Consider the following 21,592-nt stretch of genomic DNA (forward strand, 5'->3'; position numbering starts at 1 on the left):
GATGGCGAGGATCGAAGAAATTCTGGAGTTGGAACGCCTCGAGCGTGACATCTTTCGAGGAATCATCGCGGAGACCACCCTGACCCGCACTTTCGGCGGCCAGGTCGCCGGCCAGGCATTGGTGTCGGCGGTACGCACGGTCGATCCGGCCTATTCAGTTCATTCGTTGCACGGATACTTCCTGCGTCCGGGCAATCCGATGGAGCCGACGGTCTTTCTGGTCGATCGTGTTCGGGACGGTCGATCGTTCGCGACCCGCTTGGTCACCGGAATTCAAGACGGGCAAGCCATTTTCACGATGTCGGCATCCTTCCACGTCCAAGACGAAGGCATCGAGCACCAGGACGAGATGCCACCGGTCCCTGACCCCGAGACCTTGGCCATCGCCCAGGATTCGGAAGATCCCGAGACTGCGTGGTTGGCTCGCGAGTGGTCCGATTGGGACCTCCGGATGGTGCCGAAGGCCGACATCAACAAACGTCCAGGCGCTGCCGCACAGCAGCAAGTATGGTTCCGTTCCCGCGAGGCTCTCCCGGACGACCCGGTATTTCACGTGTGCACGCTTGCGTACATGAGCGACATGACGCTGCTCGGATCTTCCCGAGGCCCTCACATGGACGTCGCCATGCAAAGCGCCTCGCTCGATCACGCCATGTGGTTCCTGCGGCCGTTCCGGGCCGACGAGTGGCTGTTGTACGACCAGACGTCGCCGTCAGCGGGCTTCGGTCGCGCATTGACGCAGGGACGGATCTTCGACAGCCGAGGAAACATGGTTGCTGCAGTCGTCCAGGAAGGCCTGACCAGGCTGTATCGCCCGAAGTGAGGTCGGCCGAATTGAGGTCGCCTGAAGTGAGATCAATCGCAGTGAGACCTTCAGGGGCGAGACCGCACCGCAGGCCGGGCCGGATGGTCGTACCTGACCTCGAAATCGACCTCCTCGGACACCTCTGATCGGTGTTCGAGGAGTGCGTCGACGGTCCACAGATCCGCCTCCGGAGTGTGCCGCCGCATGGCAGGTTCGCTCATGTCCAGGCGGACGCTGACGTCGAACTCCAGCCCACGCCCGAGCAACATCGGACCGGCGATCACGATGACCGCGCGCTCATGGACGGGGACGCGGGTCGAGCGAGCCGATCGATCGGTGGGTTCGTCCCAGAGTTTCGGCAAGAACGCTCGTTTGGTGCGGGCGGCGGTGATCACTTCACGATCGAGTGCCGGATAGTCGAACCAGATGGTGCGGTAACTCAGCGCATCCTCGTGACCGAACTCGTATCGCAGCGAAGCCGGCCGCACGTAGTCGTGCAGTGACACAACAGCACTCGGCCTGCTGTGCGACTCGACGGCGGACCCGACCAGTTCCGCGAGCCGAGACGGCTGCGCACAATCAGGTCCGTCGATCGCTACAACCGCCACCGACGGAAATGATCCGGTCAGCGTTGCGATCTGCTCGGCCAGGGCGAGGGGAGTGGACGGGATGAATGTGCTCACGCCCACCATGGTGCCGTGCCCGCTCGCCGAGGCGATATTGTGAACCGTCATCGCGCCCACCGCGGCGGTCTATTTCCGGAGGACTCATGGTTGGTATCGAGGAGATCCTCGCGCTCGAACACCTGGAGAAGGACATCTTCCGTGGTGCGGTCCATCCCACCGCACTTCAACGGACGTTCGGCGGGCAGGTTGCCGGGCAGTCGTTGGTTTCTGCCGTGAGTACCGTCGACGAGAGCTACCACGTGCACTCGTTGCACGGATACTTCCTGCGCCCGGGCAACCCGAAGATTCCGACGGTCTACCTGGTGGACCGCATCCGCGACGGGCGCTCGTTCTGCACCCGCCGGGTGAACGCAGTCCAGGACGGCAAGACGATCTTCACGATGTCGGCCTCGTTCCACGTCGAGGACGAAGGTATCGAGCATCAGGATCGGATGCCTTCCGTTCCGGCGCCGGAGGACTTGCAGGACGCGCAGACCGTTCCCAAGTTGGCGGAATCGCAGTTCTACCAAGAGTGGAAGAACTGGGACATCAGAATTGTGCCGGCCGAGCAGAGTGCGTCAGCGCCGGATCTCGCCGCACAACAGCGCGTGTGGATGCGCTACCGCGAGCCTCTGCCGGATCGTCCGCTGCTGCACATCTGCACGCTTGCGTACCTCAGTGACATGACCCTGCTCGGAACTTCGAAAGTCCCGCACCGCGGCGTGAAGACGCAGACTGCTTCACTCGATCACGCGATGTGGTTCCTGCGTCCGCTCCGGGCCGACGAGTGGTTGCTCTACGACCAGACATCGCCGTCGGCAGGTTTCGGTCGCGCGCTCACTCAGGGGCGTATCTACGATCGCGATGGCAACATGGTGGCAGCGGTGGTTCAGGAGGGTTTGACGCGTCTGGAACGCGAACCCGACAGCCGTGAGAACAAGACAGGAACTGTGTGATGACGCGTCCGTTGATCGGTGTACTCGCCCTCCAGGGTGATGTTCGCGAGCACCTTGCTGCACTTGATGATTCGGGTGCGGATGCCGTGGGTGTCCGACGGCCGGAGGAGCTGGACAAGGTAGACGGAATCGTGATTCCGGGTGGCGAATCCACCACCATGAGCCGGCTTCTGCAGGTGTTCGAACTGTTGGATCCGCTGCGTGAGCGTCTTCGCGGCGGTCTGCCGGCCTACGGTTCGTGTGCCGGCATGATTCTGCTGGCGAGCGAGGTACTCGACACCCGGCCGGACGCCGAGCATCTCGGCGCCATCGACATGACGGTGCGCCGCAACGCTTTCGGTAGACAGGTCGATTCTTTCGAGTCCGACCTGGAGTTCGAGGGCATCATCGGAGATCCCATCCGCGCCGTCTTCATCCGCGCGCCGTGGGTGGAGCGAGTTGGACCGGGCGTTGAGGTCCTTGCACAGGTTCCCGCCGCCGCGGGGGAGGCCGCGGGCCGGATCGTTGCGGTTCGGCAGGGCTCGGTGATCGCCACTTCTTTCCATCCCGAGGTAACCGGTGACCGTCGAGTGCACGAGATGTTCGTCGATCTGGTTCGCGGATAACTGGAGTAGTCAGCCTCGGCCGAACCTACAGCTCCAGTTCGCGGGCAAGGATCGCCGCCTGGACGCGTGAGGTGAGGTGCAACTTCGACAGAACTCGCGACACATGCGACTTCACCGTCGGAGCACCGACACCGAGTTCACGCGACAGTTCGGCATTGGACATACCCGTCCCCAACAGCGCGAGCACCTCGCGTTCACGATCGGTGAGCTCGCTCAATCCCAGCGGTTCGGTGGGTTTGGGTGCACGCTGAACGAATTCGCCGATCAGTGCACGCGCCGCGCGAGGAGCGAGCACTGCATCTCCGGCCGCGACGTTGCGGATAGCGCTGGTCAGTTCGTCCGCGGTCGCAGTCTTGAGCAGGAATCCCGACGCGCCGGCGCGCAGGGCCGCGAAGACGTATTCGTCGAGGTCGAAGGTGGTCAACACCAGAACCCGGCTGCGGGTCGTCCCGATGATCTGACGCGTCGCCTCGATGCCGTCGGTGCCTGGCATCCGGACGTCCATGAGTACGACGTCGGGTTGATGCGTGCGGGTGACGGTGATCGCCGACGCTCCGTCACCGGCTTCTGCAACGACATCGATGTCGTCGTGCTGCCGCAGGATCATCGCCAGGCCGGAGCGGATCGCGGCGTGGTCGTCGACCAGGGCGACGGTGATCACCGATCCGTTCCGTTCGGTGCGGGGACCGGTAGCTGCGCGCATACCGTCCATTGTCCGTCGACCGGAAGTGCGTCGAGTGAACCGCCCAGCAGTTCGGCGCGGTGACGCATGTTTGCAAGTCCGCGCGTTCCTGCCCGCGGATGGGATGGGTCGGGACCGACGGGGTTTCGGATCTCGACCTGTAATGCATTGTGCTGGAAGGAGATCGACATCGAGATCGGCGCGCCAGGCGCATGCTTGAGTGCGTTGGTCAAGGCTTCCTGGGTGATCCGATACGCCGTGTGATCGACCACGCTCGGCAGGTCGGCAGCATCGACGTCGATCGCAACGTGCACAGTGCCGCCGGCTGCCCGAACTGCGTCCAGGACGACGGGCAACTCGGTCAGCCGCGGGGGAGAGGAACGCGGGTCCGGGGTCTCGTCGTCCCCGGCGTGGAGCAGTTCGATCATCGACCGCATCTCGGAAAGGCCCGCGAGACTGCTCGATCTGATCGCCCCGATCATCTCCCGCAAGCCGTCGTCTGGTTCGCCCCGTTCACCGGAGAGAGCTGTGGTGGACAGTGCCGCCTCCGAATGGATTGCGATGGCGGAGAGGTGGCTTGCGATGACGTCGTGCAGATCGCGCGCCATGGTTGCTCGTTCGTGAGCGACTGCGGCCTCGCGGTCTAGAGCGGCGAGTGCTTCGTGGACTCTGGAACGCTCGCGTTCGGCCTCGGTCAGTTCGACTTGTCGACGGATGACCAGTGCCCACCACACCGGCGTACCGAAGAACAGTGCCGTCACCACGCCTGCCCCAGCCGCAGCGCGGACGTCCTGGGTGGACAGGTAGACGAGTGCGGTGAGCGCGGCAACCGTCACCGCGGTCAGAGAACACACCACTCGGCCCAGCCGCGCCGTCCCGTACAGAACTGCGGCGTAGGTGAGATCCGAGAGGACCAGCCACATCGGCAGAGTGGGTCCCAGGGCAGCGTCGACCGCGACGATGACGGCCCCCGCCGCCAAAGCTGTTGCCGGACGCACCCGCCGGAACGAGTCGATCGCACACAGCAGAGCCAGCATCCCGATCCGAACCCCGGCGGGAACGTCGGCGACACCTCCGACATCGGTCCACATTTGGTACAGGCCGACCAGGTAGAGGAGTACCCCGATCGCGAACAGGCCGAAGGCGATGAGCGGATCGTTCCACTTGCCGACACTCCGACTTCTGGTCACCACAGACTTATCAGAGCACATCGGGGCGCCTGACTTGTCATACCAAATGATGAGGTCGGCGTTGTTCCGATGGCTGATGTGCGGATTCGATAGAGAAGACAGGCTCGACGTATGAAAATTCGCTTCGAGTTGATGATCGGCATTCTCTTGGTCGTCGGTGGCGGCTGTCTGTGGCTGTTCGCGCGTGACGCCGAGTTCTTCTGGTTTCGCGGCGGACCGCTCGGCGTGATCCTCGCGATCATCGGTGCCTTCGACATCGTGAATGCAGTCCGAACGAGGGAGACAGCGATACCCGAGCGCCGAAACGACTGACGTGGAACTCGTCCTGCTCACCACGCTGGGCGGGCTCGCCCTGCTGGACAGTACGAGCATCGGAACTTTGGTCGTCCCGGTCTGGATGTTGTTGATGCCGGGACGACCGCAGGTTCGCAGGCTGCTGACGTATCTGGTGGTCATCACGACGTTCTATTTTGTTGTCGGGGTGGCAGTCTGGACGACGGTACGGGCAGGTATGCCTGTCGTCGCCCCGCTGCTCGAAACCCCCGCCGCCCGCGGTGCGCAGTTGATACTCGGTATCGCGTTGTTCGCGTGGAGCTTTCGATTCGATTCCGAGAAGAGGCGCACATCCGGTCAAGCCGATCGAACCCATGTTTGGCGAGAGCGGGTGCTCGGCTCGGCCAGTTCCGCGAGAAGTGTTGTACTTCTGGCAATTGCTGCCGGGACCGCCGAATTGGTGACGATGCTGCCCTACTTGGCGGCGATCGCGATGATCACCGCTGCTGGGCTGTCCGCAGTCACATCTGCGTCGATACTTGCCGGATACTGCCTGATCATGGCCACTCCGGCAGTGCTTCTGTTGTGCGGGCGGATCGTGGCCGGCGACCGACTGGACAAGCCGCTGAGCGGGGTGGACTCGTTCATCTCACGCCACGGCGACAGCGCGATGGGTTGGGTGTTCGGCATTGCCGGCTTCTACCTCGCCGGCAATGCCGCTGCCGTGTTGTTCGTGAATTGACGTTGTTCGTGAATCAACCAGCCTGAACCAACGAATTGATCAGCTTCACACCGTCTTCCGGGTGATCGACGGTTACGGCGAACAGTCGTCCGTTCTCGAGAGTGACCACGATGGCCTCACCCGAGCGGAGAGTGACGGCTGTTCCGCGCGGTGTCATTCGGTAACCCCATCCACCCCATTCGGCCGGACGTATCGCGTCGACTGATGCGGACTTCACCTTCGAGATGGGGATCTTCTTCCATCGAACGCCCCAGGAACTGATGCCGACACCGTGACGGTCGACGCGCACGGTGACCGACGCGAATGCTGTGACGGCGAGTGTGGACACACCCAGGATCACGGCAACCCACCAATCCGAGTACGCGGCAGTCGCGATCACGAGAACTACGAGGCCGGCGGTAACGATCCACGGCCAGACGCTGCGGACCTGCCCGACCCACACTGCACGTTCGGAGGCCGTCAGCGGAGTGTCGAGCGTCGGGGTTGGCAGTGGCGACTCCGGGCCGCTTCGTTGCTGGTCAGGCAGCGCGTATGCCAGAACTCCTACGAGTACCGCCGCGATCGGCGCAAGAATCCACCAGCCGATACGCGCGTCTTCCGGCGACCCGGCGTCGATCGTCAAGGCGACGCTCAGAATCCAGATCGTCGCCAGTGTCGCACTCGAGATCGAGGTTACGGCGAGAAACAAGGGCGCGTTGTCGCTCGAACGGGCTGCGACGGCACAGGCGCAAACGACAGCCACCAGTGAAATCACCAGTGCGATGGCGAAAAACGTCGTCGTGGTGCTGAACCCGTCCGGGGTCGATCCGGACCAATGGCTCGCGACGGTCTCGGGTAGGCGGTCACCCCACGCGAAGCGTGCGAGAACCAGAATCAGGGTCGGGATCAGAGTCAGCGAAGCTGCTGTCCAGAGTCGGATCTTGCTGGTCGTCATTGTGTGCTGGTCTCCTTGATGAGGTCGAGCATGTGCGCAGTGTCGAGTCCGAGATTGCGGGCCTGCCGTACGAACTCGCGCGCAGATTCGTTGAGAGCTGTTCTTCCCGAGTCGAATTCGGCGCGAATGACGGCGCCACGTCCGCGTCGGAGGTCGATCAGGCCTTCGTCGCGGAGTGTTGCGTACGCACGAAGAACCGTGTGGAGATTGACGTCGATCGACTCGGCGAGAGCGCGAGCGGACGGCAGGCGGTCACCTGGTCCGATCTCACCGCGGATGACCGAGCCACGAACCCCGGCTGCAATCTGCTCCGCTAGTGGAGTTGTGGAGGCGTGATCTATTCGGACCAACATGTTTGCATTCTATGCAAACAATGCGTGGTTTGACTAATTCGTGTCGGGGGATGCAGCGCGTTGTGACGTGGGACGGGTAACATCGGCAGAGCTGAAAGACGCGCATTCGGCGTGCGCAACGCAGCAGGAAAGGGGCTTGAATCGCATGAGCGGCCACTCAAAATGGGCCACCACCAAGCACAAGAAGGCTGTGATCGACGCACGTCGTGGCAAATCCTTCGCGAAGCTGATCAAGAACATCGAGGTGGCGGCACGAACCGGCGGTGGCGATCCCACGGGCAACCCCACCTTGTACGACGCCATCCAGAAGGCGAAGAAGACGTCTGTTCCCAATGACAACATCGAGCGTGCGCGCAAGCGCGGCGCCGGTGAAGAAGCGGGCGGCGCAGACTGGCAGACCATCATGTACGAGGGCTACGGACCCAACGGCGTCGCCGTTCTGATCGAGTGCCTCACCGACAACCGCAACCGCGCAGCCGGTGAAGTTCGCACCGCGATGACCCGTAACGGTGGCAACCTCGCTGACCCGGGTTCCGTCTCCTACCTGTTTGCTCGCAAGGGCGTCGTCACGCTCGAGAAGAACGGCCAGTCGGAGGACGACGTCCTGATGGCTGTGCTCGACGCCGGTGCCGAGGAAGTCACCGATCTCGGTGAAACCTTCGAAATCGTCAGTGAGCCACAGGATCTGGTTGCCGTCCGTTCGGCACTTCAGGAAGCCGGCATCGACTACGACTCCGCTGAAGCCGATTTTCGCGCTTCCGTCGAGGTTCCCTTGGATGTCGACGGCGCACGCAAGATCTTCAAGCTCGTCGACGCGCTCGAAGACTCTGACGACGTGCAGAACGTCTACACCAACATCGATCTGTCCGACGAAGTTCTCGCGGCTCTCGAAGACTGATTGCTTTTCAACTCAACCCGGCCCTGACGTCCGCGTCTCGGCCGGGTTGCGTGTTGATGCGGGGCAGTACGCCCGCGCACCGCTAAGCTATCGAACAGCTGTTCGGTATGGAGAGGTGTGACAAAGTGCGCGTGCTCGGAGTGGACCCAGGCTTGACTCGCTGCGGGTTGGGTGTGGTCGACGGGAGCAACGGCAGGAAAGTGCGCCCCATTGCCGTCGACGTGGTGCGGACCCCGCCCGAGATGGACCTCGGGTCTCGGCTACTGCGGATCTCCGATGCGGCGGAACTGTGGATCGAGCAGTACAAGCCGGAGGTCGTCGCGATCGAGCGTGTGTTCGCGCAGCACAACGTCAGCACCGCGATGGGCACGGCGCAAGCAGGCGGAGTTGTCGCGCTCGCTGCCGCCAGACGCGGTATCCCGGTGTGTTTCCACACGCCCAGCGAGGTGAAGGCCGCCGTTACCGGCAGCGGTAACGCCGACAAGGCGCAGGTCACCGCGATGGTGACGCGAATCCTGAACTTGAAGACGGCGCCGAAACCGGCTGACGCCGCTGACGCTCTGGCGCTCGCGATCTGTCACTGCTGGCGAGCACCGATGATCGAGCGAATGGCCCGCGCCGAGGCGATGGCCGCTGAACAAATGCGTAAGTATCAGGCAAAATTGGCCGAGATGAAGAAGGCAGGTTCACGATGATCGCGTCGGTACGCGGCGAGGTACTCGATATTGCGCTCGACCACGCGGTCATCGAAGCGTCAGGTGTCGGCTATCGGGTCAACGCCACCCCGGTGACTCTCGGTGCACTGCATCGGGGAAGCGAAGCGCGACTGTTCACGACGATGATCGTTCGCGAAGACTCGATGACGCTCTACGGTTTTTCCGATACCGAGTCGAAGGACCTGTTCAGCCTCCTGCAGACGGTTTCCGGAGTCGGACCGCGCCTGGCGATGGCAACTCTTGCAGTTCTCGAACCGGATGCATTGCGGCGGGCGCTCTCGGAAGGCAACCTGACGGCGTTGACGAGGGTCCCCGGTATCGGAAAACGCGGCGCTGAGCGCATGGTCGTCGAACTGCGCGACAAGGTCGACGCCGTCGCGACGACGGCCGGCGCGGCTTCCGGTGTCGTCGTCGGCAGTTCGATCCGTGATCAGATCGTCGAGGCTCTCGAAGGTCTGGGCTTCCCGATCAAGCAGGCCGAGCAGGCCACGGATTCGGTCCTGGCGGAATCGCCCGAGGCCACTACGTCGGTAGCGCTGCGTTCTGCTCTGTCGCTGCTCGGTAAGACTCGATGAACTTCGACCCGATCGACGATTTCGACGACGAGTCGCAGGTCTCTGCCGAATTGGTGGCGGGAGACGGCGATGTCGAAGCGAGTTTGCGTCCCAAGAGTCTCGACGACTTCATCGGGCAACCCCGTGTTCGCGAACAACTGCAGCTCGTGCTCACCGGAGCAAAACTTCGCGGCAGCACACCTGATCACATCCTGATGTCCGGTCCCCCCGGACTCGGCAAGACGTCGATGGCGATGATCATCGCGGGGGAGTTGGGCTCTTCTCTGCGGTTGACGTCCGGACCGGCGCTCGAACGCGCCGGAGACCTGGCCGCGATGCTGAGCAACCTCGTCGAAGGTGACGTGCTGTTCATCGACGAGATTCACCGAATCGCTCGTCCGGCCGAGGAGATGTTGTACCTGGCGATGGAAGACTTCCGTGTCGACGTCGTCGTCGGTAAGGGGCCGGGTGCCACGTCGATTCCTCTGGAGGTTGCACCGTTCACGCTGGTCGGTGCGACTACACGGTCAGGTGCGTTGACCGGTCCGTTGCGCGACCGCTTCGGGTTCACCGCTCACATGGATTTCTACGAACCCGAAGAGCTGCAACAGATTCTGATGCGTTCGGCCGGAATTCTGGGTGTCAATCTCGAAGTTGACGCCGGCGCCGAAATTGCACGACGCTCGCGAGGGACGCCGCGTATCGCGAACCGATTGCTGCGCCGGGTTCGTGACTTCGCCGAGGTTCGCGCCGACGGAATCGTCACGATGGACGTCGCTCAGGCGGCCTTGGCTGTTTACGACGTGGACCAGTTGGGCTTGGACCGTCTCGACCGATCCGTACTGAGTGCGTTGGTGCGGTCGTTCGGCGGCGGGCCAGTCGGCGTGTCGACGCTTGCGGTGGCCGTCGGCGAGGAACCGTCGACGGTGGAAGAAGTGTGCGAGCCGTTCCTGGTTCGGGCCGGGATGATCGCCCGGACGCCGCGAGGACGCGTGGCTACCGCCGCTGCCTGGACTCAACTCGGAATGACACCGCCGCCGGATGCCGCAGCGGGCGGTATCGAGGTTCGTGTCAACGAACCGCAGGCCACGTTGTTCGATCCGAACGGAGAGTGAATTTCGACTGGAAAGGCCTACTTGAACGGCCGATCTGTCAGGAATCCTCAGCAACTAATGGCACACTGGTGTATTGCGTAGGTCCATCCGGGACCATCGCGGCGTAAAACGTGCAACACAACCGAGGTTGATCAACACATGTCGAGTTTGCTTTTCCCACTCTTGATCCTCGCACTGCTGGTGCCCATGTTCCTGGGCATGCGCAAGCAGAAGAAGGCTTTGGCTGCCACTTCCGAGATGCAGGACTCGCTGCAGGTCGGCGATCGAGTGCAGACCACGGCCGGGCTCTATGCCACGATTGCTTCTCTGGACGACGACACCGTGGACCTTGAGATCGCCGACGGTGTCATCACCACCTGGTCGCGTCTGGTCATCCGTGAGCGCGTTGTCGAGACGACCGAAACCGACGAGTACGACGACGACTCGGTTTCCGAGATCGAAGAATCAGCTGCTGACACCGAAATTCGGCTCACCAAGGAGTCCTGACTTCGTCGACCTGGCACGTGTTCTAGAGTTGTGAACTCGGACACACGTCCAGATCGGTTGGTCTGTAGTAGTTCTTTCATCGGAGTAGTTCTTTCACCAGCAGCTCAGTTCATCCCGTTGATCAATCGTTGCAGTTCGAACGCCGCAGCTCGGGTGGTCGTCGACCGCCCGAGCCCTGCATTTACTGAAGCTCTGCACCTACTGAGGAGACTTAAAGATCGTGGCACCTTCCACCGGAACGGTGCATCCGGTCCGCTACCTGGCCCTTTTCGGGGTTCTGGTGGTGGCACTGTATGCCCTGGTGTTCTTCACTGGAGACAAGTCGGCCACGCCGAAACTCGGCATCGACCTGCAGGGTGGAACGCGCGTCACGTTGACCGCTCGTACCCCGGACGGCAGCGCTCCCAGTCAGGACAGTCTCAAGCAGGCTCAGGAAATCATCGAGACCCGCGTCAACGGTCTCGGCGTTTCCGGCTCCGAGGTCGTCGTCGACGGTGACAATCTCGTCATCACCGTTCCCGGCGACGACAGTGCGCAGGCTCGCTCGCTCGGCCAGACCGCCCGTCTGTACATCCGCCCGGTGACGGGTTCGATCGATGTCGCCACCCGTGACGCGAATCGGACAGCTACCCCTGAGGCGCCGGCGGCCGAAACTCCGGCCACTGATGCTCCGGCTCCCGAGGTACCGGCCGACGGGACCCAGACGCCGCAGAACCGCCCGTTCCTGGCTCAGGACCCGACCACTCCGGAGGCAACCCCGGCGCCGGAGACGACAACACTGGCTCCCCCCGCGGACGCATCGAGTGACGGCACCGACGAAGGCGACGCAGCAGCAGCGGAAATCGCCGCAGCGCGCGCCCTCCGACAGAGCAGCGATCCGACAGTGCAGCAGCAAGCAGTGGCGAACCTCGACTGCTCCGTCGCGGATCCGCTCCGTGGAAACGACGACCCGACTCTTCCGCTGGTCGCGTGCTCGCAAGACGGACTGAACATCTATCTTCTCGGTCCTTCGATCATCGACGGCCAGGAGATTGCCGACGCGTCTTCGGTCTTCAACTCGCAGCAGTCGCGCCACGAGATCAGCCTCTCGTTCAAGACGACCGGCAGCAACACCTGGGCCGAGTTCACCTCAGCCAACATCGGCAAGCAGGCAGCGTTCACGCTCGACTCGAAGGTCGTCAGCGCCCCCACGATTCAAGGTGCAACGCCTGCGGGTAGCGCGACCTCGATCACGGGCAGTTTCACTGCGGAGAGCGCCAAAGAACTTGCCAACACTCTGAAGTACGGTTCGCTTCCGCTCTCGTTCGCAGCCTCCGAGGCCGAGACGGTCTCGGCAACGCTCGGCCTGGCCTCACTTCAGGCGGCATTGATTGCCGGCGCGGTCGGTCTCGTTCTCGTTCTGCTGTACTGCCTCGTCTACTACCGGATGCTCGGCGTCCTGACGGCGTTGTCGCTGATCCTCTCCGGAGTCATGGTCTACGCGATCATGGTTCTGCTCGGTAGATACATCGGCTTCACACTCGACTTGGCCGGCATGGCTGGTCTGATCATCGGTATCGGTATGACCGCCGACTCGTTCGTCGTGTTCTTCGAACGCATCAAGGACGAAATGCGTGAGGGCCGTAGCTTCCGCTCCGCGGTGCCACGCGGTTGGGCGCGAGCGCGCCGAACAATTCTGTCCGGCAACGCGGTGAGCTTCATCGCCGCTGCAGTTCTGTACGTGCTGGCGGTCGGACAGGTGCGAGGCTTCGCCTTCACCTTGGGTCTGACCACCATTCTCGACGTGATTGTCGTGTTCCTCGTGACGTGGCCACTGGTCAGCATGGCGTCCCGTTCGGCGTTCTGGTCCAAGCCCAGCGTCAACGGTCTCGGCGCAGTGCAAGAGGTTGCCCGCGAACGTAAGGTTGCCGCCGCTGCGTCGGCTAAGGAGACACGAGCATGAGCGAGTCCAACAACTCCCCGGTGGGGTCCAACAACAGTTCCTCGGTCGAGTCCGCCGATGCCGCAGCCCGGTCGGAGATCACCGACTCCGGCGTCGATCAGGGCGCGATGCCCAAGCACAGTTGGCTCTCGCGGCTGTACACGGGAACGGGTGCGTTCGAGGTCGTCGGCAGGCGTCGTTTCTACTACGGACTGACCGGCGCTCTGGTCGCCATTGCGCTGCTCAGCATCATCCTGCGCGGCTTCACCTTCGGTATCGATTTCGAGGGCGGATCGCGCATTCAGTTCCCGGCCGAGGGTGGAGTCGAGACGTCGGAGGTGGAAACCGTCTACTCCGACACACTCGGGTTCGAGCCGGTCAGCGTGCAGACGGTCGGCTCGGGTGCCAGCGCCACCGTGCAGATTCGGTCGGAGACGTTGAACGCGACGCAGATCAACGATCTGCAGTCGGCGCTCTTCGACGAGTTCCAGCCCAAGGACAAGAACGGGAACCCGTCGGCGCAGGCCATCAGTTTTGCGGACGTGAGTGAAACCTGGGGCGGCCAGATCACCAAGAAGGCGCTGATCGCGCTGATTGTGTTCCTGGTGATCGTGAGTATCTACATCGCTATCCGCTTCGAGCGGGACATGGCGGTAGCCGCGATTGTCGCGTTGTTCTTCGACATCATCGTCACTGCCGGCGTCTACTCGCTCGTCGGTTTCGAGGTGACGCCCGCGACGGTGATCGGTTTGCTCACCATTCTCGGTTTCTCGCTGTACGACACAGTGGTGGTGTTCGACAAGGTCGAAGAGAACACACGCGGTGTTCTGCATCTGACGCGCCGGACGTATGGCGAGCAAGCCAACCTCGCGGTGAATCAGACCTTGATGCGATCGATCAACACGACCGTCATCAGTGTGCTCCCGGTGATCGCTCTGATGGTTGTCGCGGTCTGGATGCTCGGCGTCGGCACGCTCAAGGACCTTGCGCTGGTTCAGCTCGTCGGCATCATCGTGGGTGCGTACTCCTCGATCTTCTTTGCGACGCCGCTCCTGGTGTCGATGAAGGAACGCTGGGGACCCGTTGCCGCGCACACTCGTAAGGTGCTCTCGCGCCGGGCTACTCTGGCCGAGAAGGGTACGCAGACGGTTGCCGTCGGCGCACCAGTTGCACGCCGTGCGCCGGTTGCTCCGCAGCCGGGTGTGCGGCCGACCGGAAAGCGAAACAAGAAGGGGCACTGAACATGCTCCCAAGAACACGCACACTGGTTCGATCGATGACGTTCGTTGCAGCCACCGCCGTGGCTGCCGGTTCGTTGGCGGCCTGCTCGGAAAGCGCCGAGCAGGTTCCGTCCATCGGATATGCCATCGACAACTCCATCTCCACGTACAACGCCAACACGACAGCTGGATCGGTGTCCGGGGCGATGGCCGCGTTCGGCCGGGTGCTTCCCGGCTTCACGTTCACCGGCCCGGCCGGAGCACCTGTGTCGGACACCGACATCGGAACGGCGTCGGAGTTGCCCGGTGACGTGCTCACGGTCTCGTACAAGCTCAATCCGGCGTCGGTGTACTCCGACGGGATTCCGATGTCCTGTGACGATCTGGTCCTCACCTGGGCGGCGTCGAGTGGCAAGTTCACCAAAGACGTCGATGGTGCGGTGAAGCCCATGTTCGACACGGCGAACAATCTCGGTTACGCGGACATCGACCGGATCGACTGCCAGAGCGGGTCGAAGGACGCGACTGTCTTCTTCAAGCCCGGGCGATCGTTCACCGATTGGCGGTCGTTGTTCGGTGCGACTGCATTGATGCCTTCACACATCGTGACGCAGCGCGCCGGAGTCGGCGACGTGGTGAGCGCGGTGAATGCCGGTGACACCGAAGCGTTGTCGAAGATCGCCGACTTCTGGAACACCGGGTGGAACCTGACTCCAGGTCAGGTGGACACCTCCGTACTGCCTTCCGCTGGTCCGTATCGAATCGACTCGTACAGCGCCGACGACGGCCTGGTGCTGGTCGCGAACGAGCGGTGGTGGGGCAACAAGCCCGCGACCGATCGCATCGTCGTCTGGCCACGTGGTGTGAATCTGACCGAGGATCTCGACAAGAACTCGATCGAGGTCGTCGACGTCGCTTCCGGGTCGGCCGGCGAGCTCGGTACTCCGTCCGGGTTCGACGTCCAACAGATTCCGTCGCGGTCGATCGAGCAGTTCGTTCTCGCGACGTCTGGTTCGCTGGGCGACGAAGCCGCCCGTCGAGCGTTCGCGCACTGTGTTCCGCGGACAACTCTGTTCGAGAAGTTCGGGCAGACGGATAACGCGCCGCAGGCTGGTCTGGGTTCCGGCGTGGTCGATTCGCGACTGATGGCGCCGGATTCACTCGTGTACAGCGACGCCGCTGCGGTCGACGGTGACCGGTACGCCAATGCCGACGTCGATGCCGCGAAGACGTCGTTGTCGGAAGCCGATCTCGACCAGTTGACCGTCCGGGTCGGGTACCTCGCACCTGACCCGGTGCGGGCGCAGATCGTCTCTGAAGCGAAAGCCGCGTGTGCTCCGGCGGGAATTACGATCGAGGACGCGAGTACCGACAGCTTCGATCCTGCGAGTCTGCAGTCCGGGGGAGTCGACGCTGTGCTTTCCGGCATGGCAGGCAAAGTCGGGGCAGGCGGAACAGCGAGCATGATCGACGCGCGCGGAGCGTTGCGATCGGGCAACGGCGCAAACCTCGGTACGTACGGAAATGCACGGATCGATCAGATCATCGATCAGTTGAACGTGGATGCGAGCACCAGTGCGCAATTGGGACTCTCGGTGGAGGCGGAGAACATCCTGTGGACCCAGGTGCCTACGATTCCACTGTTCAATCAACTACGAACTGTCGCTGTAGCTCCAGGCATGTCGGCGGTGTTGGTCAATCCGACTCGGGCCGCTACCGGCTGGAACATGGACAGATGGGTATTACGCAGATGAGCGTCTCGAATGGTGTTGCCTTGCACACGCCTGAAGAATTGATCGCAATCCACCGGGCTGCCGGAGACGCCGTTGTTCGGCTGACCCGTTGGGCGGACAACTTTCCCGGGCCCGGGGTTCGGTTCGCCGATCTGACTCCGGTGTTCGCCGACGCCGAGGGGTTCGGGGCCGTGCTCGACGCCCTTGTCGCCTGTGCTCCGGACGCCGACACGATTGCCGCCGTCGATGCTCGCGGGTTCCTGCTCGGTGCCGGCGCGGCTGCGAAGATGGGTGCTGGGGTGGTGGCCGTGCGGAAGGTCGGCAAACTGCCGCCGCCGGTACTCTCTCGTTCGTACAGCCTCGAGTACGGATCTTCGACGCTCGAGATTCCTGCAAACGGCTTCGATCTCACCGGGCGGAATGTTCTGGTGATCGACGACGTTCTGGCTACCGGAGGGACACTCGAGGCGGCTGTACAGTTGGTTGAGTTGGGTGGAGCGAACGTCGTCGGCGTCGCAGTGGTGCTCGAGATCGAGGAACTGCGCGGTCGAGATCGCTTCTTGAAGTACCCACTGACATCCCTGGTGAAGGTCTGAGTATTAAAGTTGTCTCCTGGGGGTCGAGTTAGACCTCCAGGGCAATTACCCGATGCAGGGCGGTTGCCTCAACCAACTCGGTGGTAGGAGGTGGCGACATGACGTCGAATCTTGATCGATCACAGAACTCGGGTGCAGTGTCGCAGGAGACGGGTGCAGATCCGGCTCCGGAGACGACACCATCGAAGTCCGCGGTGCCCGACGATTCGGGATCTGCGCAAACTGCCGGCAATCGGGGTGGGCAGAACCTGGCCGTGCCCGCTTCCGCCTCCCGTAGGGTGCGCGCTCGGCTTGCTCGGCGCATCACCGGTCAGCGCAACGCCACCATCCGCCCGGTGCTCGAGCCGTTGGTCAGCCTCCACCGTGAGCTGTATCCGAAGGCCGACCTCGCGCTGCTCCAGCGTGCGTACGACGTCGCCGAGGACAGACATTCGAGCCAGCGTCGCAAGTCCGGCGATCCGTACATCACGCATCCGTTGGCCGTCGCAAGCATTCTGGCCGAGTTGGGTATGGACACCACCACCCTCGTCGCAGCCCTGCTGCACGACACCGTCGAGGACACCGGGTACTCACTCGAAGAGTTGACCAAGGACTTCGGTGACGAGGTCGCTCACCTCGTCGACGGAGTCACCAAACTCGACAAGGTCGTTCTGGGCACCGCCGCCGAGGGCGAAACCATCCGCAAGATGATCATCGCGATGGCGCGGGACCCGCGCGTGCTCGTGATCAAGGTTGCGGATCGTCTGCACAACATGCGCACGATGCGATTCCTGCCGCCCGAAAAGCAAGCACGTAAGGCGCGAGAGACTCTCGAAGTCATTGCGCCACTTGCACATCGACTTGGAATGGCGACCGTCAAGTGGGAACTCGAGGATCTCTCGTTCGCTATCCTGCACCCGAAGAAGTATGACGAGATCGTTCGACTGGTCGCCGATCGCGCGCCTTCTCGTGACACCTATCTGGCCAAGGTTCGCGCCGAGATCAACTCGACTCTGTCCGCCTCGCGGATCAACGCCATCGTCGAAGGCCGGCCCAAGCATTACTGGTCGATCTATCAGAAGATGATCGTCAAGGGCCGCGATTTCGACGACATCCATGATCTGGTCGGCGTCCGCATCCTGTGTGAAGAAGTGCGTGACTGTTACGCCGCGGTCGGCGTTGTCCACTCACTGTGGCAGCCGATGGCCGGACGCTTCAAGGACTACATCGCACAGCCGCGCTACGGCGTCTACCAGTCACTGCACACCACCGTCGTGGGACCGGAAGGCAAGCCCCTGGAGGTCCAGATCCGGACCCAGGACATGCACCGGACCGCGGAGTTCGGTATCGCCGCGCACTGGCGGTACAAGGAGACCAAGGGCAAGCACGCGGGCGACATCGCCGAGGTCGACGACATGGCGTGGATGCGTCAGCTACTCGACTGGCAACGTGAAGCGGCCGATCCGGGGGAGTTCCTCGAATCGTTGCGTTACGACCTCGCGGTCAAGGAGATCTTCGTCTTCACGCCGAAGGGTGACGTGATCACGTTGCCTGCCGGATCGACTCCCGTCGATTTCGCGTATGCGGTGCACACCGAGGTCGGGCACCGATGCATCGGTGCCAGGGTCAACGGTCGGTTGGTCGCGCTGGAACGAACTCTCGAAAACGGCGAAGTGGTGGAGGTCTTCACGTCGAAGGCTGCCACCGCCGGGCCGAGCCGAGATTGGCAGACGTTTGTCGTCTCGCCGCGTGCCAAGGCGAAGATCCGGCAGTGGTTCGCGAAGGAACGCCGCGAGGAGGCGCTCGAGTCCGGCAAGGATCAGATCGCGAAGGAAGTCCGCCGCGTGGGACTTCCGTTGCAGCGGTTGATGAATGCCGAATCGATGAGCACGATCGCGCATGAACTTCGCTATCCCGACGTCTCGGCGTTGTACACGGCGGTAGGCGAGAGCCAGGTGTCTGCGCACCACGTCGTGCAGCGACTGGTTGCTCATCTGGGCGGCGTCGGCGCCGTCGAGGAGGAACTGGCCGAGCGTTCGACGCCGTCGACCATGCCGGTGCGCACCCGCAGTACGGGTGACTCCGGAATTCTGGTTCCCGGAACACCCGGCACGGTGGCAAAACTCGCAAAGTGTTGCACGCCGGTTCCGGGCGATTCGATTCTGGGCTTCGTCACGCGCGGTGGGGCGGTGAGCGTGCACCGTACCGACTGCACCAACGCCAACTCGCTCCACGATCAGTCCGAGCGAATCATCGACGTCGAATGGGCGCCCTCAGCGACGTCGGTGTTCCTGGTCGCGATCCAGATCGAGGCGCTCGATCGTCATCGGTTGCTTTCCGACGTCACCAAGGCGTTGGCCGACGAGAAGGTGAACATCCTGTCGGCCTCGGTCACCACCTCAGGTGACCGAGTGGCGATCAGCAAGTTCACCTTCGAGATGGGCGACCCGAAGCACTTGGGTCATGTGCTCAACGTGGTTCGCAATGTGGAAGGCGTCTACGACGTCTACCGCGTGACCTCTGCTTCGTAAACTGCTGTGCGCCTTTATTAACCGCGGGCGGTTAATAAAGGCGCACAGCAGGGTCAGGCGACTACTGCAGTCTCGATGGTGATCGGGGTGTTGGGTGCGCCGCCACCGGTTGCGCCCATGCCTCCGTCGTCGCCGTCGGCTGCGATCTTCTCGATCGTCGCCAGGCCGGCGTCGTCGATCTTTCCGAAGACCGTGTAGTTGGGCGGCAAGACCGAATCCTCGTAGACGAGGAAGAACTGGCTGCCGTTGCTGCCCGGTGCACCCGAGTTGGCCATTGCCAGCGTGCCGCGGGGGGTAGACGGCAGGCAAGGAGAGTGCCGGATCGTTAGCGGAGTACGCAGTGGTCGGGTACTCGTTGTCGAATCCGTAGCCCGGTCCGCCCGTGCCCTTGCCCGACGGATCGCCGCACTGCAGGATCTGAAGGCCGGGTGTGGTGACCAGTCGATGGCACGGGGTGTCGTCGAAATACTTCTGCTCGGTCAAGCTCACGATGCTGTTGACCGTGCATGGGGCTTCTGCCCTGTTCAGCTCCATCCCGATCGGGCCGGCCGTAGTCGTGAGCGCGACGTTGACGGTTCCCTCGGTGGATACGCTGGTGGAGTTCGGCGGATTGACGGTCTTTGCAGCGCCCGCCGCGCTCGGGTACGAGCAGTCGACGGTCGCCGACGCCGGAGTCGGGACAGGCGGGAGTGCGTCGAACTGTGACATGTCGAGCGGCGGCATGGCAGCCGTTGTCGTCTTCGCCGTGGGGGTGCTGGACGGCGAGTCCGAGCTACCGGAATCACTGGAACAACCAGCCAGAAGCAGCGCTGCGGCGCTTGCGGCGGCAATAACTACAGGAAAGCGCATCACAGGATTACGTCGCATCAGTCGAGCCTTACTGTCTTGATGTCGGTGGTCAGATTCGGCTTGCCGTCATCCTCTGGTGTCGATCCGCCGGCCGCGACCTTGTCCAAAGTGGCGAGACCGGTCTCGTCGATCGTGCCGAAAACCGTGTACTGCGGCGGGAGTTGTGAGTCGCCGTAGACGAGGAAGAACTGGCTGCCGTTGCTACCGGGTGCCCCGGTGTTGGCCATCGCAACCGTGCCGCGCGTGTAGGTGACTGGCTCTTGCGCTGCCGGGTCGGTGGTGGCGTACGCCGTGGTGGGGAACTCGTTGTCGAATCCGTAGCCCGGTCCGCCGGAGCCGGTGCCCGACGGGTCACCGCACTGCAGAACCTGGAGCGAGGGGCTCGTCGTCATGCGGTGGCAGGTGGTGTCGTTGAAGTAATCCTGCTGCGCCAAGCTCACGAAGCTGTTGACCGTGCACGGAGACGTCGTTCCGTCGAGCTTGAGCCCGATGTTTCCCTGCGAGGTCTCGACGCTGATGCTCGGCGTCGCGTCCGGCGCGGTGGTGGGAATCCCGTCGGTACGAGGAGCGTTGTTGGCCTTGGACGCGGTAGCGCCGTCAGCCGGGTACGAGCAGGAAACAGTGTCGGCCAGCGGCGTCGACAGACCGGCCGGCATTGCACCCGCGGTCTGCGGCGTGAGGCTCGAATCGTCGGCAGCAGTGTTGGTGGTGTTCGCGTCGTCGTCACTGCGATTGCTGAACCAGATGAGTCCACCGACGACACCGACTACGACGACCACGCCGAGCGCAGTTCCGGCTATCGTCATCTGCTTGCGCTTGCGGGCACGTTCTGCGCGACGTTCGAGCTGACGCTCGAGCTTGCGTTTCGCCGCCTCGCGGCGTTGCTCGTTACTCGGCACTGCTGTAGTCCTCCGTATCGCGGGTGGATCGTGGTCGGCCCGCCGAGCGACACCCTGGGGTCGGCTTCGGCAAGCGGCTCTACTCGTCGTCAGAGTCTCCCATTGCAACCTGAGAACTTACTGGCGGGGCAGCAGCTTAGGCTGTAACCGACAGCGTGTTGTTCGTTTCCACCCTTCGAAGAGGAGTTGCCCCCGTGCTCGTCACTGGTTTTCCGGCCGGGATGTTCCAAACCAACTGCTACATACTCGCTCAGGACGACGCGTGCGAATGCGTAGTCGTCGATCCGGGTCAGGATGCAGCCGAGCCGCTCTTCGAATATCTCGACTCCAAGGACATGTCGGTCAATGCAGTACTTCTGACCCACGGTCACCTCGATCATGTGTGGTCGGCCCGCGAGGTCTGTGAGCGGTACTCCGTGCCCGCCTACATCCATCCCGATGATCGCTACATGCTCAGCGATCCGGCACGGGGGATCGGCCCGACGATGAAGGAATTCATTCAGGGCATGACGTTCGTGGAGCCGGACGAGGTGATCGAACTGAGCGACGGAGACAAGATCACCGAGGCCGGAATGACGTTCGTGGTGGACCACACACCCGGGCACACGCAGGGATCGGTGGTGTTCCGCACCCAGGCGAACACCGAGAGCGGGCCCGTGGACTTGGCGTTCACCGGTGACACCCTGTTCCAGGGTTCCATCGGGCGCAGCGACCTGCCAGGCGGAAATCACGAGCAGTTGCTCGCTTCGATCGCCCGCAAGCTACTGGTACTCGGTGACGAGACAGTGGTCCTGCCCGGGCACGGTGGCAACAGTTCGATCGGCGCCGAGCGAAGCTCGAACCCGTTTCTCGTTGGACTCAGCGCACAAGAATAAGGAAAAGTACCTCTC

The 21,592-nt window shown here is 62.9% G+C and carries 22 protein-coding genes and 1 pseudogene; 16 read left to right on the forward strand and 7 right to left on the reverse strand.

Annotated features, from left to right (window positions below; genetic code table 11):
• The first annotated feature begins 1 nt into the window (after position 1).
• Positions 2–823: an acyl-CoA thioesterase II gene (locus H7C86_RS17330; RefSeq protein ID WP_019748291.1), complete on the forward strand. Its 822-nt coding sequence runs from the start codon at positions 2–4 to the stop codon at positions 821–823.
• A 50-nt stretch (positions 824–873) separates the two neighbouring features.
• Here the strand turns inward: H7C86_RS17330 and H7C86_RS17335 are convergent, their stop codons facing one another.
• Entirely contained in the window at positions 874–1,539 is a 666-nt protein-coding gene (locus H7C86_RS17335) for a hypothetical protein (RefSeq protein WP_256279814.1), read from the reverse strand.
• A 35-nt stretch (positions 1,540–1,574) separates the two neighbouring features.
• Between H7C86_RS17335 and tesB the strand changes: the two genes are divergently transcribed.
• The gene (gene tesB / locus H7C86_RS17340; RefSeq protein WP_182261911.1) at positions 1,575–2,426 is read left to right on the forward strand and encodes an acyl-CoA thioesterase II; all 852 of its coding nucleotides are present in this window, start codon (positions 1,575–1,577) and stop codon (positions 2,424–2,426) included.
• Complete coding sequence (gene pdxT / locus H7C86_RS17345) at positions 2,426–3,031, forward strand: pyridoxal 5'-phosphate synthase glutaminase subunit PdxT (RefSeq protein WP_003943308.1); 606 nt, start codon at positions 2,426–2,428, stop codon at positions 3,029–3,031. The genes tesB and pdxT overlap by 1 nt, the downstream gene beginning before the upstream one ends.
• Before the next feature lie 25 nt (positions 3,032–3,056).
• Here pdxT and H7C86_RS17350 read toward each other — a convergent pair whose 3' ends face one another.
• Positions 3,057–3,734, reverse strand: a complete 678-nt coding sequence (locus tag H7C86_RS17350; protein ID WP_021344155.1) for a response regulator transcription factor — start codon at positions 3,732–3,734, stop codon at positions 3,057–3,059.
• Positions 3,689–4,903: a sensor histidine kinase gene (locus tag H7C86_RS17355; RefSeq protein WP_259349231.1), complete on the reverse strand. Its 1,215-nt coding sequence runs from the start codon at positions 4,901–4,903 to the stop codon at positions 3,689–3,691. Before H7C86_RS17355 ends, H7C86_RS17350 begins: the two co-directional genes overlap by 46 nt.
• Before the next feature lie 111 nt (positions 4,904–5,014).
• Between H7C86_RS17355 and H7C86_RS17360 the strand changes: the two genes are divergently transcribed.
• A complete protein-coding gene (locus tag H7C86_RS17360) occupies positions 5,015–5,215 on the forward strand; it encodes a hypothetical protein (protein WP_003943331.1) in 201 nt (66 codons plus the stop codon).
• A 1-nt stretch (position 5,216) separates the two neighbouring features.
• A complete protein-coding gene (locus H7C86_RS17365; protein WP_182261913.1) occupies positions 5,217–5,918 on the forward strand; it encodes a GAP family protein in 702 nt (233 codons plus the stop codon).
• A gap of 13 nt (positions 5,919–5,931) precedes the next feature.
• Here the strand turns inward: H7C86_RS17365 and H7C86_RS17370 are convergent, their stop codons facing one another.
• Both H7C86_RS17370 and H7C86_RS17375 read right to left on the reverse strand, forming a co-directional pair.
• The gene (locus tag H7C86_RS17370; protein WP_182261914.1) at positions 5,932–6,852 is read right to left on the reverse strand and encodes a hypothetical protein; all 921 of its coding nucleotides are present in this window, start codon (positions 6,850–6,852) and stop codon (positions 5,932–5,934) included.
• Entirely contained in the window at positions 6,849–7,205 is a 357-nt protein-coding gene (locus H7C86_RS17375) for a GntR family transcriptional regulator (RefSeq protein ID WP_003943322.1), read from the reverse strand. Before H7C86_RS17375 ends, H7C86_RS17370 begins: the two co-directional genes overlap by 4 nt.
• Before the next feature lie 145 nt (positions 7,206–7,350).
• Between H7C86_RS17375 and H7C86_RS17380 the strand changes: the two genes are divergently transcribed.
• The 10 genes from H7C86_RS17380 (at position 7,351) to H7C86_RS17425 (ending at position 18,954) form a co-directional block, all read left to right on the forward strand.
• The gene (locus tag H7C86_RS17380) at positions 7,351–8,103 is read left to right on the forward strand and encodes a YebC/PmpR family DNA-binding transcriptional regulator (RefSeq protein ID WP_007732951.1); all 753 of its coding nucleotides are present in this window, start codon (positions 7,351–7,353) and stop codon (positions 8,101–8,103) included.
• A gap of 125 nt (positions 8,104–8,228) precedes the next feature.
• A complete protein-coding gene (ruvC, locus tag H7C86_RS17385; RefSeq protein ID WP_020907638.1) occupies positions 8,229–8,798 on the forward strand; it encodes a crossover junction endodeoxyribonuclease RuvC in 570 nt (189 codons plus the stop codon).
• Positions 8,795–9,394 carry a Holliday junction branch migration protein RuvA gene (ruvA, locus tag H7C86_RS17390; RefSeq protein ID WP_007732953.1) on the forward strand — a complete coding sequence of 200 codons (600 nt, stop codon included), beginning with the start codon at positions 8,795–8,797 and terminating at the stop codon, positions 9,392–9,394. Before ruvC ends, ruvA begins: the two co-directional genes overlap by 4 nt.
• Positions 9,391–10,488, forward strand: a complete 1,098-nt coding sequence (gene ruvB, locus H7C86_RS17395) for a Holliday junction branch migration DNA helicase RuvB (RefSeq protein ID WP_019748300.1) — start codon at positions 9,391–9,393, stop codon at positions 10,486–10,488. The genes ruvA and ruvB overlap by 4 nt, the downstream gene beginning before the upstream one ends.
• A 138-nt stretch (positions 10,489–10,626) precedes the next feature.
• Positions 10,627–10,974 carry a preprotein translocase subunit YajC gene (yajC, locus tag H7C86_RS17400; protein ID WP_019748301.1) on the forward strand — a complete coding sequence of 116 codons (348 nt, stop codon included), beginning with the start codon at positions 10,627–10,629 and terminating at the stop codon, positions 10,972–10,974.
• Between the two features lie 220 nt (positions 10,975–11,194).
• Positions 11,195–12,916 (forward strand): protein translocase subunit SecD, encoded by a 1,722-nt coding sequence (secD, locus tag H7C86_RS17405; protein ID WP_182261915.1) that lies wholly within the window; start codon positions 11,195–11,197, stop codon positions 12,914–12,916.
• Positions 12,913–14,136, forward strand: a complete 1,224-nt coding sequence (gene secF, locus H7C86_RS17410; RefSeq protein WP_182261916.1) for a protein translocase subunit SecF — start codon at positions 12,913–12,915, stop codon at positions 14,134–14,136. Before secD ends, secF begins: the two co-directional genes overlap by 4 nt.
• Positions 14,137–14,138: 2 nt before the next feature.
• Positions 14,139–15,869, forward strand: coding sequence for an ABC transporter substrate-binding protein (locus H7C86_RS17415; RefSeq protein WP_042951810.1), 1,731 nt, complete (start codon positions 14,139–14,141; stop codon positions 15,867–15,869).
• Complete coding sequence (locus tag H7C86_RS17420; RefSeq protein WP_019748305.1) at positions 15,866–16,444, forward strand: adenine phosphoribosyltransferase; 579 nt, start codon at positions 15,866–15,868, stop codon at positions 16,442–16,444. The genes H7C86_RS17415 and H7C86_RS17420 overlap by 4 nt, the downstream gene beginning before the upstream one ends.
• A 98-nt stretch (positions 16,445–16,542) precedes the next feature.
• Positions 16,543–18,954: a bifunctional (p)ppGpp synthetase/guanosine-3',5'-bis(diphosphate) 3'-pyrophosphohydrolase gene (locus H7C86_RS17425; protein ID WP_182261917.1), complete on the forward strand. Its 2,412-nt coding sequence runs from the start codon at positions 16,543–16,545 to the stop codon at positions 18,952–18,954.
• Between the two features lie 53 nt (positions 18,955–19,007).
• Here H7C86_RS17425 and H7C86_RS17430 read toward each other — a convergent pair.
• Together H7C86_RS17430 and H7C86_RS17435 are read right to left on the reverse strand one after the other, a co-directional pair.
• Positions 19,008–19,803 (reverse strand): annotated as a pseudogene (locus tag H7C86_RS17430) (peptidylprolyl isomerase).
• Between the two features lie 17 nt (positions 19,804–19,820).
• Positions 19,821–20,702 carry a peptidylprolyl isomerase gene (locus tag H7C86_RS17435; protein WP_182261918.1) on the reverse strand — a complete coding sequence of 294 codons (882 nt, stop codon included), beginning with the start codon at positions 20,700–20,702 and terminating at the stop codon, positions 19,821–19,823.
• 194 nt (positions 20,703–20,896) lie between these two features.
• Here H7C86_RS17435 and H7C86_RS17440 point away from each other — a divergent pair, with 194 nt between their 5' ends.
• Positions 20,897–21,577, forward strand: coding sequence for an MBL fold metallo-hydrolase (locus H7C86_RS17440; RefSeq protein WP_020907646.1), 681 nt, complete (start codon positions 20,897–20,899; stop codon positions 21,575–21,577).
• Positions 21,578–21,592 lie beyond the last annotated feature (15 nt).

Origin of the sequence: Rhodococcus sp. UFZ-B548 (assembly GCF_903819475.1) — a bacterium.
Lineage (GTDB): Bacteria > Actinomycetota > Actinomycetes > Mycobacteriales > Mycobacteriaceae > Rhodococcus_F > Rhodococcus_F erythropolis.